The following is a 17336-nucleotide window of genomic DNA, read 5'->3' on the forward strand; positions in this document are numbered from 1 at the left end:
TCAAACCCCGTGCTGGCGACGTTGTTCACGAATGAAAAGTAGACACTCAGCCATTCGTCTTTCCATCATATCTGAAGCATTAATGTCAGGGTGCCGCCCCTTCTCTTTCACAAAAGCATTCACTTTCGGCCAGAGAACCTTTGCTTCTTCCAAGGTCATTTGTATACGAGTGGATTGAATGCTCTCCTGAATCAGCTTCAGGACATTGGCTGTAACGGACTTGGAAAGAATCTCAAAGGCTTTCTGGAATGGATTTACACTATCAATCAGGTCAATGTTCAAGTCGTCTATGTTGACGAATTTATCAGCCATACGAATGAACTTCTTACCACCTTCCTCTTTGATTTGGGCAGTAGAAATCACACTATCAACCACAACATGCTGTCTCAGCTCTTCAGCTTCTTCAGTTGTAAGATCAGGATATTTAATCTGAATGATTTTCGGGATAAGGGCATTGTTCACCACTTCAGCATCTACCCCACCCGCAGAAGCTGAAATCACTTTATCGTCTTGAAGAATTGCAGCCTTAAGCTCATCAAGGTCAGTGGCAATTATATCCTTCACCCGTTGAGTGCTTGGCTCTTTGAAGTTTTTAATCTTCATTGTTCCAGCAGGTGCAGGTTCATCATCCCCTTCCTGCTTTGTTTTGAACTTGAAGCTGGGTGCCAATACCTGCTCCATGAGGAGTGAACAGGTGATTGCCTTGAGCATATTATTAACCGCATAACGAACTTGAGCATCTTCAGCATCAGGTTCAGCTATGAGGTTAGTGAATTGGGCATGACTCTTGTTGCTGGAATCCCTTGTGCAACGACCGATAATCTGGATTATTTCGGTCAGTGAACCACGATAACCGACTGTCAGGGAGTGTTCACACCAGCTCCAGTCAAAGCCCTCCTTCGCCATTCCAAGAGCTATGATAATATCCATATCGTCTGGAGATTCGATATTACGAAGGTATTCTACAATCCTGTCCCTGTCCTTCGGCTCATCGTGAACAAGGTCAGCCACCTTGATCAACTTACCGTCAGACCGCTTGACCAGAATCACCCCTGTATCTTCGTCTTTTGAATCGAACTCACCAATGACATCGATGATTGCGTCTACTTCGTCATACTTCTCTTTTGTAGACTCACCAGAATTTACATTCGGGATATGGATGATTGTCTTCTTGTTGGTGTCCAGCACTTCACCGATAGCATCGGTATACCGCCCTTTGTAGAAGTGGTATCCAATACCAAGGGACTTCAGATAGGTATAGCCGTTGAGCTGTTCATAGTAGTTGTAAGTGACTTTGGCATACTTTGACTCGTCTTCTGGAGTCAGGACAGGAACAGCATCACCCCTGAAGTAGGAGCCTGTCATAGCCACGATATGAGCCGTGCTGTTCTCCATGACGGACTTGATTAAACCGCCAAGGATATTGTCACCGTCAGCACTGACATGGTGGAATTCGTCAATCGCCAGAACCGTATCATTGAATTTGGATTCGTCCAGCTCTTCAAAGGCATAGCGAAGAGTCGAATGGGTGCAGACCAGAATCTGATCAGCACTATCCATAAACCGTTTAAATGCTTTGACCTTGCTCTTCTCACCGCCAACCGTGCAAAGGTTGTTCTGAGGCTCTACATTCCAGTCAGTGAAGAAGCCATACTTAGCCAGTTCTGTTGATTTGAAGGAACCGCCAATGCTCTTCTCAGGAACAGCAACAATGACCTTCTTCAGCCCTTGATTGTGAATCTTGTCCAGACCAATGAACATCAGGGCACGAGACTTACCCGAAGCAGGAGGAGCCTTTATCAACAGATACTGGTTGTTTCTTGCTTCATAGGCACGAGCCTGCATAGGCCGCATACCCATTTCATTTGTATTTGTTGATTCACCAGTTTGAGCATAAGTGACATCCAATAAATTAGGCATAGTATCAATTCCCTTTAGTCATCTTTTCATACATATCGAAAAGAAGTTCCAAACGTTCTTCGTCACTTCTGAATTTATTTTTTCTGTAACAAGAATCAACTATTTCATCAAGCTTTTCATGAGACTGAAGAAGCTCTGATGGCATAGAATTAGGATCATATAATTCTGCGATAGTTTTATTTGGGAACATTTCACGAGCCTCTAAAATTCCAAAAGAGGCTTCTGTAATCAACGATATTTGTTTTTCATTGATTTTGGGCAACGGAAAACTGTTATAACAAAGTTGTGATGAATATCTCAGCCTCGACTCAAGCTGACCTGAAACGGCGCGCACCCACTGAATATGCATATAACTCGAAAGAACACCAAATAAATATGGTGGTGGATCATACAATACAATATTTGGTGCTATAACTACATCATCAACTCCCAAATAACCAATTGGCAAATACCTTCTTTTTTCAGATGATACAGTTGGAATGATTAGAGAATAATCTTTAGGCTCACGCATCTCCCTAAATTGATGAGGAATCGATGCCAGTTTATTTGCGCCTTTATCTTTACTATCAAGACGAGTTGTTCTTACATTATCAATTCTGTTTTTAATTTCATCAACAGAAAGAGCGAGATTTAGTTTCTCAGGCGTATCAATCCACAGGCACCAACGAGATTTTCCATTAAGAAACTCTTCGGCTCCGAAAACTCTTCTTATTATTTTATTTAGTTCAGGATTTCCACTAATTAACGAATTTTTTTCTTCAGTGGTCATGATTAAATAACCACCATCATTAGCCTTATTCCCGCTAACGATTTTCGGTAGCGATGATATAGAGCTAGTCCTTTTAGACACAATAATATCTTTAGAAGCAACAATATAAGAATTAATATTATCGACCTTCTTGTATATATCATTCTCATACAAAATCTTGGGGGTATTAGATATATTTCTCATACCAACTATAATGCAGGAAACACCCGCATTACTTTTTGCATTATTTCTCCACTTAAACGGACGATGTGCAAAGTCTATCTCTAGACCATATCTGTATAATGGCGGCCAAAATATTTCTACTTGCTCACCTTGACTAATTGAACTGGTGGAGACGAAAGCAAATTTTGAATTTGTATTCCCACTTATAAAAGAGGAAGCTCTTTGAAACCAGCAAGCTATATAGTCCAGTTTTTTGTAAGATTTATATTCTGATAAACCAGAAAACAAATTTTCTATATCTGCCTTATGGCTAGAATCCTGATACCTAGATCCAACATAAGGTGGATTACCCAATACATAAATCTCACCTTCAGAAGGACAAACAGAATTCCACTCAATTCTTACAGCATTATCAGCAACAATGTTCCCGCTTCTCTTCAACGGCAGAGAAGGAGCACAATCACCGAACTCAGCTTTAAACTCTTGGTTCATCTGGTGCTCTGCAAGCCACAGAGAAAGAATCGCTACTTCATGGGCGAAGTCGTCAAGCTCAATGCCATAGAACTGAGATAGTTTTATGCCGGACATAGGCACTCGGAGTTGTGCCATTTCCCCCTTGGAAGAGTCGATTCGTTCAAGTTCCAGCTCCTGAAGCCGCTTGAACACTTCCATTTCAAGCCTTCTCAGCTCTTTGTAAGCAATGATCAGGAAGTTACCGGAGCCACAGGCAGGGTCAAAGATTTTAAGGCTGGCAAGCCGCTGTAAAAGCCTCTCAAGCCTACGAGGATTGTCCTGACCCTCTTCCAGCTCATCATAGAGACTGTTCAGGAACAGAGGCTCTATCACCTTCATAATGTTGGGAACAGAGGTATAGTGCATACCCATGCTTCCCCGCTGATCGGTGTGAACGACCGCCTGAATCATTGAACCAAAAATATCAGGGTTAATGTTCGACCAGTCGAGGTCACTACCGCACTCAATCAGGATTCTACGAGAACGAGCTGAAAAGTCTGGTGAAGGAATATCATCAGCAAACAGACCACCGTTCACATAGGGGAATTTAGCCAGATAGTCAGGGAGATCCCCTCTATCCCGTTCAGCAGTGTTCAGGACAGTAAAGAGCCGGTTTAAATACTCGGACAGGTCAGAACCGTCAGCAAGAGTGTGTGAACCAATCGCATTGCTGAACTGGTTGTCTTTGAAGATACCCGTATCTTCAGCAAAGAAGCAGAACAGAAGCCGTGTCAGGAAGACATTGAGGTTGTGAAGTTTCTGGAGATCGTTCTTTGAATCCTTATCAAAATTCTCTTCTTTGATGAGGTCAAAGAGCTTCGCCATTTTTTCAGCAGCTTTGACATCAGCGGGATTCTCCCCCTGATACACAGCCTTCTCCATTTGTGCCCACGGCAGGAAAAAGTCAAAGTGCTTGGCGAGATTTTCAAAGTCTATATCAAGAGGCTCAAGTGTCTTTGTATCGACAGCCAAGAATTCATTGAAGTCAGTTGCAATGACAAAACGGACTTTATATTTGGAAACAAACTTCTCCTTCCGCATTGTATCAATGTCAGAATGGAGAGAACCTGTTTTGGAATGTTTGAAATAAATATGCCGCTTCCAAAGAACTTCACCTTCAACCTTGGCGAGATTTCGTTCACCAGAGCGGAGCCGTCCCACAGATTGAGGACGATGACCATATGCCAATAACAATTCATAGACAAAATCTTGAAGAGCAACTTCACCAGAAATGGTCTTGTTGACTAGCTGTTTTGTATTCTCTTCAATTTGTGTAATGTTCATGTGAAGTCCTGTTCAATACATGACTAATCAGGACTATATATTTCCGTAATATGAAGCAAATCGTCCTGATCTTTAAGATGAATCTTATACCACAAATCAGGATTATTGTCAGCTATCTTTTAAATCTTAATATTTATCAAAATAAAATCTTTATCTTTTTGACTCAACTTTGAATAGCTATCAAAATTAACTTTAGCGAATTGTGCAGCAGCAAATAACTGATTAATATTCATTTCATTGCTGTAGACGATTGAAGCAAAGCCATTGTATATCTTATCTAATACTCTAATCACAGAACCAAATTCAGGCAGTTCTAACACAGAACTTGTTGTGCAGAATTCACCACCTTTATTATATTTTTTTACTAAGAATTCAAGATAACCGAATGCCTTGGTTTCTAGCAATTCACGAAAACTACTATTTTCAAATAGCAATTTATAGACTTCTCTTTCATTCACTTTGTAAGAAGAATGTCTTGATTTATAAAGAGTCGGTTTTTTACCATACACAATCAAATCAACTGAGAAATCTTCAGCAATTTTAGGCATGTTTTCTAACAACTCAATATAATCCAAGAAATCTATATCGTAGTTAGTAAATTTAAAATCAGAAATATCGAAATATATTAACCAATCCAAAGGCAAATGTTTTATTAAAAATGGATGCTGATTAACTATGTCAAAAAGAGCTTCTATATTTTTCTCACCATATAACTCTTCTGAAATTTCTAAAGGATCTCCAAATTTATAACCATAAAGACCTTCTTCAATTTCACAATGCTCAAATAAATAATTATCGAAGAAGCTTACAATGACTCCATTTTCTCTTCTAAGACAATCTTCATGTAAATAATAAGGATCATCGAAAGCCATTATTCCGCCTTCTTTATTAACTCCATTATCTGTTTTGTAGAACAAAGCCTTGTAACGAAATTCTTCAATGAAAGGCTCAAATACTTCACACAAAGTATCGAATTCATCAATATTATTACTTTCGACCCAAGCATCTTTCTCGTAAAAGAAAAACCATTTGTTTGTTTCCACTTTAAAGTAGTCAATAAACTGAAAATCTTCGTCATTAAATTGTTGGAGCTTATGATAAACAGACTCTATACCTTTCAATGTGAAAGAATGAACTTCTGTGTTCAAAGACGATTTATTCTTAATCTTTACAGTTAGAGAGTAGTTCTTCCAATAACTGACCATGAATGTTTGAAAGGCTGTATCGTTATGTGCGACAGGAAGCGTAACTTCTATCTTCTCTGACAGTTCTCTTTCTGCTCTAAATTCATCCATTTCTCTTATCACTTTTTTAAGCAATTCTTCAGATTGCTCAACCGCTTTTTCTAAATCTTTCATAATATTATAATGCTTGTTGCTTATTATCATGACTACCACAAAATAATAATAATTCAAGCATATATATAATATATCTATAAAATTTGATTCTTTAACAAATCCCTTATAATAAAAAGTAACTCTACATTATCTCGCTGAAATGGTTCAGTGAGATAGGTTTCAACCAGTTCATCCCGCTCCAGAAGCAACATCCAATCATTCACTTCCAGAATCAGATTCTTGCCGAATCCAAGTATCTCTATCTCCCCTGTATCTTCTTCCCTGAGTCTGAGTTTTACAGTGGTGAACAGAGACAGCATTTCAGCTAGATGAGCCATAGAGGAGCCGTATGACACCTTCTCTATCTTGGTGACATAGAGTTGAGCCATTGAGGGGTAGTCAGTGAGGAGAAGAGCAGGAAGAACAATACTCCCCTTGTCGTCCATGAAGTAGAAGCGGTAGCGGTGTTGTTTACAACGAAGCACAGGAGCCTTCCAATCGGCTTCAAGAACGATATTACTGAACATATGCCTGTATCTAGGACTATGGTTATCAGAAGCACACAAGGGCTTCCAGACACTACAATCCAGATCCAGATTGATACCGTAGAGCCACCAGTTAGGGGCTTTATCGTCTTCCAGTAACCGCCCGACTATCTCCAGAGCTTGAGAAGATTTGGCCTTGAAGAGCTTTCGCTGGACGACAGGGAGAGACTTCAACTCTTCTTCTGAGTAGAAGTGCGTATCAAGATCAAGAAGAAAGGTTATTACTTCAATATCTCGTATACACTCAAGATCGCTTCTCTTCACTACAGAATGATAGATAGCGACCAGCTCTATCACAGACTTGTCTAATACATTCATACCAGTTCAATTTTAAGAGAAGAATCAGCAATACCAACCCATTCACCACACTCAAAAATCTCATAGAGAAAAGTGTCTGGATTGTCTTTCTGGAATGATTGCATGTTTCGGACAAGTTCGATGGTTCCCATACCGAACAACATTTTTTTCTTGTTCTGATTCAGATATGCAATAGCAAACGAAGCTTTGTTAAGAGTGTCCATACTTCACCTCATTTCTCATTCAGATCGGATGCTATCATCATGATTTGAGAAATGCGGCCCCTATATTTACAAAAAAAGCAGGTTATTTCTCCTGCTTTATTAAGTTGCTGTAAAGGAATTCTTTAGAACCAATGTTAAGATGAACTATCAATCTGTCTGGCAACCATGTAACCGCCTTCAATGTTCTTGAAGAACCATTCGAGTATTCGACGTATGTAAGACCAACATTGTCAGATGTGAAATAGACATACTTTTGAGCATAGTTCGACTTAGAATAAATCTGGTTAAAACCATCATAGCAACCAGCAACATTGACAATTTTTGTTTTTGGATATTCCTTTCGATTGGCTACCATTTCAATATGATTGTATGGCGTATAGTCATCTCCAGAATCCGCATGAACTATCAACCCTTCAGCTTCAAATGTAATACCTTTTAAATACTTACCGTCACAGCACTCAACTTTTACTGTTGCTGAATCTGATTTATCGTTTACATACATAAAGCCTTGTCTTGTGAAAGCTTTTGTAGTGTTGAAAATAAGTCTGTATCCAGTATTTGACTTGTCTTTATTGAAAGACCAAAGATCAATTTTCGCTTGCTTGAGTTTTAACTTTACTGATTTAGATAATTTTCGTTTCTGAACAGGAAACACTTTTTTATTTTCTTTGTAGAATTTGCTGTATTCAGTGTAGTAGTCAGCATGAGCCTGTAGAATCATTTGATTAAAACACAAGTCTAAATATTCTTGTGATTCTTCTTTGTAAAATTCATCATTGAACTCATTCAAAAAACCATGAAACGAATTCACCACTTCCTTGTAATCGCTTATGTTTTTGAATTTACTTAATTCCTCATTTATCTTTGAAGAATCGTATTGTATCTTTTTAGACTTAACAGATATTGAAACAAGCAATGCTTTAATAAAACTAGCAATTTCATCGAACTTATTATTGCTATCATAAATATAAATATTTCTTTCTACTATTTTCTGACACTCCTTTAATCTTTTAAATTTATCATTCATATTTTCACCCTTATAATTATTATCACAAATATATATTATATATACCCATAATTTCATATTATAATAAATAAAAAAATAATCAATACGCCATTGACAAATAAATATATCCATGCATTAATAGAAAGAGTGAATCATTCATATGTGTTCATGAACTCCTCTTTTTGTTTTAAAAAATGGAAGCATTCAGCTTCCTTTTTTTATTGTGGTGATCTCTTTCGAGAAAATTGTGAAGGTTTTAAAGGTGGGAAGTTTTTGCTGTATGCTGCTCTTTGAGAACAGTACGGATAGATTACATTGATTAGATAATCAGAAGTATTTTGAACGATTTTCTCTGTAGATTTTATTCTTTGAGAAGGTTCATAAACATTATCTTTACTAATCTTGCTGATATGATTAGCAAAAGCCAAAATAACTTTTCTTTTCAAATCTTTATCAGATCTAAAGCTATATACATCAATATTTAACTCTCGCTCGACTTTACAGAAGTAGTCCGTAGCAGCCGTTATTGCTTTTACAAAAATGTATTTTTTTGGATCTTTGAAGCCGTAATAGGCTTCATCTTGAATTATTTCAGCTTCGCTTATACGACTATTTAAGATTGAGTTTTTTAAACTCTTATTAGTTATCTTGATTAGTTCTTCAAGTAATAACTCTTTTGTGCTCTCATTCATATTCCCCTCTTCTGAGTGTTAGTTCTTTTCACTTCGTTATCTTCTTGCTTTTTTACAGTTTCACCTCTCAAAGCTCCCATGTCGTAATCAACAGATTCATTGTCAGGTTTATCAAAAGATACCTCTTCAGCAACCCAATCGTCTTCAGGTACTTGAGCTTCTTGTTTTGGTTGTTCACCGTCTTCAGAAAGCTCTTTAGCAAAGACATCATCATTGTCGAATGCTGCAAGGGCTTCTTCCTCTTCGACTGTAAGAGATTCTTCAGGCTTTTCACCTGCATTCTCTAAAGTTGCACCAGTTTCGGTTTCAGGTTGTGCTTGTTCAGCAACAGGAGCCGATTCTGGAGCTTCTACATCATTCTCGTTGCCTTCCTTCAATGCTGAAGTATTTCTCAATCTAGCCGCTATCTCAGCCTTCATAGCTTCGTATTCTTTTGGCACATTCACTTCTTCAGCTTCATACATATCAGCTTGTAAAAGTGCTGTAAGGGTTACTTCCATGAACTTCTGAGCAGCGGCATTCCTTGGAGGAACGACAGTGACTGTTTTCCAGTTTTTAGACTTGGCGAATTGAGCACTCAATTCAGCTACTTTTGGATCTGTAAGGGAGGAATTAGCTATCTCTAGCTGGTCTTTCAATGGACTGTATTTAGCGACCATTTGAAGGGCTTTACCATCTTCATCTACAGAGTAGATTTTATTGCCTTTAAATCTGTAACTGTATCTCTTACATAAATCCTCTAAATCTTGAAGAATTGCTTCATCTAAATGCTTATTAATATCTGGATTAGCTTTTGCTCTCTCTTCAAAATCGTCAATCAACTCATTAAACGGTTTTGGCTCTTCACCGCTTGTTATATAAGCTGGATTATCAAATTCATCTTCTATTATTTCAATTGAGCCAATTGGATTGTTATTATCATATTTCATATTTTCCTCTTTTTAGTTGTTATATATATTATTATACCATTCATTTTATAAACTCCAAATCATTATAGATTTGTTTTTCAAGCTCGAAGTATCCGCGACATAATTTATAAAAATTCAAATCTCTACATTTCCAGAAACTATCTTTTTGAAAGTATGCTGCTCGATCATTCCAGCTCCAATCATTATCATCCATGTACTTAATTATGGATTTTTTGATTTTAACTAAGTTGTAGCAATCACAAAGAACAATCATATGAATTGTGTATTCATTGTTCTTAGCAAATTCTACATATTCAGCTAAACCTGCTTTCTCTTCTTCAGTTGCTTGTCCCGCTTCTGAACGAATAAACACTTGAATCAAATCATGGTTTTTCAGAAACTCATGGACACCTTTAAGCTCTCTGACTCTTTCACTTTGTATTGTCTTTTTTATGAAGAATGAACTTTTATCTACAATCATTTCACCCTCCCTGCTGCTTTTAGTGCTCTCCCTTGCTGGTCTTTCTTAATCCTTTCTTCAAAGTTCAAATAATCCTTTTTGATTTTAATTTGTTCAACCAGATTATCTACATCAGATGATTCAGCCCTTTCGTCCAGAACCTGAAGCTCCGACATTCTAACTTTTAACTTCTTATCATCATTCTGATAGACATACTTAATTTCATTTAAAAGCTCTAATGTCTTTTTTCTCTGAAAACTTAATTTCAAAAAGAATGTTTCAAGTTCGTCAGAAGTATAGAATCTTGATTTATCGTAATCAGGATTATTTTCTATGTAGTCTTTGACTTGATTAAGTAGACTTTTGGAAGGATTGTTATTTTTTCTTTCTATCTGTCTGATATTATCGACAACTCTAGCATTAAATAGATAACCTTCTAATTTTGCCATTCTTTCTGAATGCATGAAGGCATCATGCGATTCTATTTTATCGAATGAAAAATCAAGCATGTTATCCGCTCTGATCTTATACTCTCTTTCAACACATATATAATCTAATAAATGCTTTCTTTCCTCTTTTGTTAAATTATTCATAAACTCACTTATAATTGTTTATTAATTTCATCTTATCATTATTATAATATTGATCAAGTATATTTTTGATGATATATATAATATATATGCATTAACGTGATTTTTAATTATAAACAATAAAAAGAGGTTCAAGATGAGTGAGTTGAAATTAAAAAAGGAGAATGAAGATTTAAAAGAAGAGAAGATTGAGGTTGTTGAGGTTGTAGCAACAGGTGACGAAGTGCTTGATTCTTTGAATAGAGCTTTTGAACAAGAGAATTTTGACAAAGCTGTTAAAGAATACATAGAAGAGCATCAGCACGACAGAACCCTTGGTCAGGTAATAGATTCGTTTATCAGCAAGGTTAGAGGTATCAATCCCTACTTTGCTTCGCTATTTCTCGTGACTACATTTGCCGGATATATTTTTATATTTACTCAATAATAAAAAATATTCTTGACAACATATCTTAAGCATCTATGATGTTCACAAATGCATAACAATATGCATAAAGAATTCTAATTCTCTACACAAGGAGAAGGTCATCATGACTGATTACGCAAAGTTGTTTGAAGGGAAGACTGCTGAAGAGATCAATGCAATCATTTCAGAGGCTCAGAACAAGAAAGCTGAACTTCGTAACGAGTCTCTTAAGAGTCTTGAAACAGAAGTGAACGATCTTCTTGTAAAAAATGATCTTAGCATCAATGACCTTCTCGCTTGCTTTAAAGAACAAGTTCGTGAATTTGCTATCTATGAGCTTAATATTGGAACTTCTACCAAGCGAGCTTCCAAGGCATCTAGTTCCAAGCCTGTAGAGCCGCCTGAAAATAAAGAATGGCAAGTATTGGAGATTGGTGGAAAAGATTACCTCATTTCTGCCAAGGCACGTCGAGTTAGTTCAGATATCCTTGAAGCCATTCAAAAGGCTGGTGGAAATGAAACTAAAACGAACGATATTTTTGCTACCTATTCTGTAGGTACTCCTATTACTGGTGAAAAATATCTTAAGAAAGTAGCTGAACTGGAAGCTAAGAAAGAAGAAGAGTAATTGGTTGGTTCAGCACCTACAAGAAAGCCCCTCAAAGGGGCTTTTTTATTGTCTGAAGAATCGCTTCGCTACATGCGTTACTTCGTCTTTACCGTCATTTATTTCTTCAGCTTGTCCAAGCTTTGTTTCGTTGTAGATCATTGAGTTGCTGTTATCCAAGAAGTTCTTCAATGTCCCGCCAACATAGTTCACCAATCTGAAAAGAAAATACACATTCAAAATCGCATAAACAACGAACAAGATAATTTGTGCTGAAGAACCATCTGTTGCATAGCTGGAATCAGTTTCAAAAATCTTGAAGCGAGGAATTATATCTTGAGTCATGATATTGAAGATCACGATAGCCATGACTGCAAACAATGGAATCAAAATAAGCGAAACTACATTTAAAAATGCTTCGATAAGATATTCACTTCTATCTTTCTGTGAAGGATTTATCGCAAAGATAAAATTCAAAACAACTGCAATGAATGATTCATATATTTTTGCTGCAATCTTTATAACAATAAAAGCCGCTATAATGAAAGGCACGAGTGGAAATATGTAACCAATCAAAATACCAAAAACCACAAGAACAAAAAATATTTTATTTGTAAGACTGATACCAAACTTCTCTTCCAATACTGATAACGTAATAATGAAAGCTGCAAGTTCTGGTGCATTCTCTCTAATGTTGTCATCCCAGCCATAGAAGTAGTCTTGACCAGTATTATCAAGAAATGAAAACAAGGCTATTGTTGTAGCACCCCCAGCGATACCAAGACTGCCCTTGACAGCTGCACTTCTTATCTTTTGTTTAACATTACCGCCACTAAGAAGCTTGGCAGGAATGGCCTTATTTTTCTTTTTAAGAAGACTTGAGATGAATGGAGAAGCTGTCTTGATAGCTAAAGCATTGACCAAGAAGCTCTCACCCATAGCATTCATTTCAGAGAAAATATTGTCGCAAACATAACCGTTTGTTATTGAGTTGGGATTATTCAAACAAGTCTGGAATCTGGTTAATCCGAAAGGTCCGTCAAACCCTGTTATGAGATCGGAGAAGCTGACTTCACTGATAGACTGGAACTGGATTCCATCAACGATAGAAGTACCATTGTCTTTAATGAAATCAAGATAAGTCTCATGGTTGAAGTGCGGATAGTGCTTAGTATCAATCACTATGCTGAATGTGGTTGTATCAACCAAGTCTGGTTCTTCTTCCAACACTGCCAATCCGTTGATCACAGACTTTGCCGGATTAGAATCTATCTTAATTATGCTGTAGTACGGAGACATGATTAAGTTGTTGAAGAAGCCTTTCTTGCTGTTCTCAGCACGATAATCAGCTTTGAGATAAAGGTTAGTAGCAAGGGAGCAACTGAACACACTCGAAGTATCACCATCAGAACAATACTGAGTCATACAAGCCTGAATCTCAGCGACTGTCATGGTGTTCACCTGTCTCTTACCAAATGATTCCTCTACCACTCCACAAAGCTGTATTGTGTTCCCTCTCAAGCCGTAATCGCCTCTGATCACCTTGTCATAGTCGTAGTTGGGAATAGCTGTAAGGCTGGATACAAGGTCTTTAGAAAGGCATTTTGAAGCCTCTTGTATGTAGTCTCTGATCGAAGTTGCTGAAGCATTTTCCAAGCTTACTTCTTCGTAATTCGCACAAGTTCCAGACACCCATCTGAAGTCAGTATTATCAGATTTAAACCAGCTATTTACTTCTTGAGACATTACATTATCGGTAATTTTATTAGCTTTATTAATTATTTTTCTGTATACACTTTCTACTTTTTGATCATAGTAATTTAAAATTCCTGTATTGCCTAATTCAGCTTGATTTTTAACTAACACAGTATCAATTGGAAGACTGAAACTAATATCTCCTTTAATACCATTCAAACCACCAACATATTTTTCATTTAATCTTGTGAATTTAAACTCAAGTTCAGAATCATTTTTTAATACACTTTTCTCTTCCATTAAACCATTAATCAAATTAAACATATCATCTTGATAAATGAACGGACGAGGAATCTTTACAGTCGGCAAACCTGTAGAGATGTTATTGTTATATTCTTGAAGTGATTCATCAGCGACAACGAAACTACTACCAAGTTTTTTAAATATAAATCTTTCGATATAAGAAGGTTCATTTATTTCTACAACAAGAAACTGAATCAAGCATATAAATAGAAGAAATGTATGAATAACATATGAGACTAAAGGAACTTTACCGCCATACAACTTCCCTTCACTCATTGTCATGACAGTAGAAGTAAGAAGGGTTTTCATGAAGTATAGGAATCCCAAAAAAACAAATACTACTAATATATGCTTTAGCACATACCAACCTTTGCTCCAATTAGCAAAAGATTTTGAATTCAATCGAACTTCTTCAACTGATAAATTTCTTATTTTTTCAACATTTGCTGGAACAGTAATATCACTAACAGCACTTGCTAAATACTCTTTACCAAAAAATCCTAGAATGAATTGAAATTCAGTTTTTTCAAATATTTCTTCTACTTCAGCAATTTTTTTTACTTCATAATCCTGATAAAGGACTTTATCTTTAATTGTTTCATTATTATCAGCAGATGCAATACCAAAAAATAAACTAATTGCTAATACTATATAACTTAACCATTTCATTTCATACCTTCATTTTTTTGTTCTTCTTTTTGTTTTTCTCTTCTTCTTCTTTCTTCCTGAATTTGCTTTTTAAGCTTTTCTTGTTTTCCTTGCTCAACACTCTTAAGCGAACTTAAGATTGAACCAGCCGCAATAGTGTTCAAATCTCTTACCATTTTTTCTTCAGCTTCTTCAGAATCGAAGAACTTCTTCATTGAATCTAATGGCAAGTCATTCATTTTTCTGAATAAATGCATTGTTATTTTGTAATTAACAAAAGCAGTTATCACAAAAACTATACACATTACTACAATGCCCATAACGAAAGTTGGATCTTGTATAGCTTCACCGAACATTTCAAATGTCATATATGAGATGATCGAACTAAACACAGATAACAATATTGTGCTGATAAGTATACCGATTAAGAATAATGGCAAGTATGCGATAACGAATAGAATTAACTTAACGAATTCCATAACTGCTTTATTAAACTCTTCATGTGTCTGGAATCTGAAGAATCTCAACATGAAGAATGGAATCGACATGAACAATATAATCACATTCAAAATAAATGTTATGAATGTCAATTTTAAAATAAACACTAATGCCATTTTTAAAATTATCAAAGCAATACCAGCAGCACCAATCATGTATATCAATGGCATAATAGGATCTAAAACACTGTTTATTATTGCGAATGCTCCCCCTGCTAATGAAGCAAGTGTTCCAACCCCAGCAACTCCATATTTATTTTTCTTCAATTTACCTTTAGATTTATCAGTCTTCATGGCTGAAGCTACTGACATTATTTCTCTTGTTATTATGATAGTTGCTGAAACATTTAATAACGTATTACCAAATTCAGCTTGTCTCTGAATTGGATGAGCAGAAGAAATATAACAAAGAAACTTACCTTCACATTCTGAATTTTGCCATTCATATACTTCTTTGAATTTCGTTAATGGGCTTGTTAAAAACGAAGTAATGTTAGAAGTGAAATCCACACCACTATAATTTCTTTCTGTAGATTCTTTGAGATAGTAATCTGTGTAATCTTCAAAGTTGATATTGACAATATCTTCAGAATTGAAGTTGTAGCCAGTGAAAGCATCTGCTACATAATTGTCTAAGATAGGGAAAAGACCAGACACATCTGCATCATCATTCAATGGAATATATGTATCACTCAATGCACCAGTATCTGTAGTAACAGTGTTTCTAAGTATCGCTTGATTGAGATTTGTGTTCTTGAATGAACTAAGAAGAGTCGTGAAGTTCGTTGCTATAGTGGCAACCCCTTCTTGTCTCAATTGAATAAAGTAAGCTCTGGCATTGTCTATCTCGAAAATGTCCAACACATAGCTTCTTTCAACAGCCGTTCTCAACTCATAGATGTCACTAATAAAACCGTCTCTTGCTTTCTCAAGTGCTGTAAATGAGGACTCTCTAGCCGCTACAAGCTCTTCTCTCTCGTAATACATGCTCTTGTTGTCCTTAGAAGCAAGAACCCCTACAACCCCCTTCTCGTTTGTATCAAGGCAAGCTGTTGTAGCCACTCCATTAATGTCAGTGCCGTTCACTAAATGGTTGTAAGTTCTTACTGAACCCTGAACATTCTCCCTGTTGTCGAAACAAGCCTGCTCTCTGATACCCCTTGCTATCGTTTCAGCTTGAGAAAGGCTCTTTCTGAGCATGTAAGTGTTCTCTTTGATAAGAGATCCTTTGTCGTTCTCTCCGTATCCTACAAGCAATGCCGCTAATACATTCTGGTGATAGACAAGAGACATCTTCTTCAGAATTTCCTTCTCTTCTTTGTTAGCAACGGAAGGAGACTTAAGACCTAAATCATCAGCTACAGCCATTCTTAGAGTCATTGCACCAGAAGCGATTGTGTCCTGAATCGCTGAAGCTTCGTAATGCTTGATTTGCCCCACTGTCTCTTGAATGAAGTCGTAAAGCCTTACATTCTTCGCTATTTTTTCTAATTTTGTATCTTTGATTACTGGTAGTGTTGCCTTGATAGAACCACATTCAAAATCAAACGTATTTGAAGTTTTTTTATCTTCAGTTGGTTTACCAAAAATTATTCCATTGATATGCCTTTTATCAGTTCCAATTAATTTATCTGTATAATTAAGGAATGTTTCGTCACCGAATGAAGACTTGATTAATCTTCCTTCATTCTCAATGTAAAGATTGTCTATAACCTGATTTTTGCTGAACCAGCTTGACGAAGTAGCATCAGTTAGATTTGTGTAATTGGTTGTAGACTGCTTACAAAGCATTGAGTGAGTTAAAGATGATACATACTGATAGGCATATGCTTTATTATGTTTAAAAGAATCAGTTTCTACTTCTTGAGATTTGTTGAATTTATCAGTTGACGTTATTGAATCAATATTTTTAGATTCAAGATCAGCCAAGAAGTAAGCATAAAGAGCTGTAGCAAGCTTTAAGCTATAAAAGGCACATATCAAGAAGAAGTGTTGGATAAGAGTGAAGTTGCCGTATGGAGCATAGAACAACAGCAACAAGACCATTGTTGCGATACTTAACTTCGTATATTGCTTATTCCATTCGCCTTTATCTAAAGCACTACCGATCAAAGGAATTGATGTTCTGGAAAGATTAAAAATTCCTACTGCCGCTATGATAGAAATAAACAGCCAAGTTAAACGAGCTAAGATCGCTTCAGTAGCATAAGAAGGATTGTAATGTTCTGATTCAGATATTTTAGAAGTTGGGTATCCTATCGCATTGGACACACCCATTTTCTCAACTTGTTCAGGATATACAGCAGCGAAAGACTGGAGAATTGTATCTGAAGGACATATTTCTGAGTTGAAAGGATCTATCTTACCGTCTTTCAAACCACAATCTGGATATGCAATATCTTCTGAACTTGCGGTGAACGAAAAGAAAATTGCTATTAAATATACTACTCCTTTAAATCTCTTGAACATTGCA

Annotated in this window: 14 protein-coding genes; 2 read left to right on the forward strand and 12 right to left on the reverse strand. The window is 36.4% G+C overall.

Translation table 11 applies throughout. From position 1 onward, the window contains the following. The 10 genes from CFI10_RS11650 to CFI10_RS11695 all read right to left on the reverse strand — a co-directional run bounded on the left by CFI10_RS11650 (window position 1) and on the right by CFI10_RS11695 (window position 10710). Complete coding sequence (locus CFI10_RS11650; RefSeq protein WP_206834612.1) at window positions 1-1920, reverse strand: DEAD/DEAH box helicase; 1920 nt, start codon at window positions 1918-1920, stop codon at window positions 1-3. Window positions 1921-1924: 4 nt separating this feature from the next. Next, window positions 1925-4648: a class I SAM-dependent DNA methyltransferase gene (locus tag CFI10_RS11655; RefSeq protein ID WP_206834613.1), complete on the reverse strand. Its 2724-nt coding sequence runs from the start codon at window positions 4646-4648 to the stop codon at window positions 1925-1927. A 119-nt stretch (window positions 4649-4767) separates the two neighbouring features. Then, the gene (locus tag CFI10_RS11660) at window positions 4768-6006 is read right to left on the reverse strand and encodes a hypothetical protein (RefSeq protein ID WP_206834614.1); all 1239 of its coding nucleotides are present in this window, start codon (window positions 6004-6006) and stop codon (window positions 4768-4770) included. A 74-nt stretch (window positions 6007-6080) separates the two neighbouring features. Next, on the reverse strand, window positions 6081-6848 hold the full coding sequence (locus CFI10_RS11665; protein ID WP_206834615.1) for a hypothetical protein: 768 nt from the start codon (window positions 6846-6848) through the stop codon (window positions 6081-6083). Then, window positions 6845-7051 carry a hypothetical protein gene (locus tag CFI10_RS11670; RefSeq protein WP_206834616.1) on the reverse strand — a complete coding sequence of 69 codons (207 nt, stop codon included), beginning with the start codon at window positions 7049-7051 and terminating at the stop codon, window positions 6845-6847. The genes CFI10_RS11665 and CFI10_RS11670 overlap by 4 nt, the downstream gene beginning before the upstream one ends. An 82-nt stretch (window positions 7052-7133) precedes the next feature. Then, window positions 7134-8078 carry a hypothetical protein gene (locus tag CFI10_RS11675; protein ID WP_206834617.1) on the reverse strand — a complete coding sequence of 315 codons (945 nt, stop codon included), beginning with the start codon at window positions 8076-8078 and terminating at the stop codon, window positions 7134-7136. Between the two features lie 197 nt (window positions 8079-8275). Beyond that, window positions 8276-8749, reverse strand: coding sequence for a hypothetical protein (locus CFI10_RS11680; protein WP_206834619.1), 474 nt, complete (start codon window positions 8747-8749; stop codon window positions 8276-8278). Beyond that, complete coding sequence (locus tag CFI10_RS11685) at window positions 8746-9678, reverse strand: hypothetical protein (RefSeq protein WP_206834621.1); 933 nt, start codon at window positions 9676-9678, stop codon at window positions 8746-8748. Before CFI10_RS11685 ends, CFI10_RS11680 begins: the two co-directional genes overlap by 4 nt. Window positions 9679-9718: 40 nt before the next feature. Next, window positions 9719-10138 carry a hypothetical protein gene (locus CFI10_RS11690; protein WP_206834623.1) on the reverse strand — a complete coding sequence of 140 codons (420 nt, stop codon included), beginning with the start codon at window positions 10136-10138 and terminating at the stop codon, window positions 9719-9721. Next, window positions 10135-10710 (reverse strand): hypothetical protein, encoded by a 576-nt coding sequence (locus CFI10_RS11695; RefSeq protein WP_206834625.1) that lies wholly within the window; start codon window positions 10708-10710, stop codon window positions 10135-10137. Before CFI10_RS11695 ends, CFI10_RS11690 begins: the two co-directional genes overlap by 4 nt. Before the next feature lie 133 nt (window positions 10711-10843). On the opposite strand from CFI10_RS11695, the gene CFI10_RS11700 reads away from it, so the two are divergent. Both CFI10_RS11700 and CFI10_RS11705 read left to right on the forward strand, forming a co-directional pair. Further along, complete coding sequence (locus CFI10_RS11700) at window positions 10844-11134, forward strand: hypothetical protein (RefSeq protein ID WP_206834628.1); 291 nt, start codon at window positions 10844-10846, stop codon at window positions 11132-11134. A gap of 103 nt (window positions 11135-11237) precedes the next feature. Then, window positions 11238-11741 (forward strand): hypothetical protein, encoded by a 504-nt coding sequence (locus CFI10_RS11705; protein WP_206834630.1) that lies wholly within the window; start codon window positions 11238-11240, stop codon window positions 11739-11741. Window positions 11742-11786: 45 nt separating this feature from the next. On the opposite strand, the gene CFI10_RS11710 is transcribed toward CFI10_RS11705, so the two are convergent. Both CFI10_RS11710 and CFI10_RS11715 read right to left on the reverse strand, forming a co-directional pair. Continuing rightward, window positions 11787-14387 carry a hypothetical protein gene (locus tag CFI10_RS11710; RefSeq protein ID WP_206834632.1) on the reverse strand — a complete coding sequence of 867 codons (2601 nt, stop codon included), beginning with the start codon at window positions 14385-14387 and terminating at the stop codon, window positions 11787-11789. Next, the gene (locus CFI10_RS11715) at window positions 14384-17332 is read right to left on the reverse strand and encodes a hypothetical protein (protein WP_206834634.1); all 2949 of its coding nucleotides are present in this window, start codon (window positions 17330-17332) and stop codon (window positions 14384-14386) included. The genes CFI10_RS11710 and CFI10_RS11715 overlap by 4 nt, the downstream gene beginning before the upstream one ends. Window positions 17333-17336 lie beyond the last annotated feature (4 nt).

Source organism: Marinobacterium iners (genome assembly GCF_017310015.1).
Lineage (GTDB): Bacteria > Pseudomonadota > Gammaproteobacteria > Pseudomonadales > Balneatricaceae > Marinobacterium > Marinobacterium iners.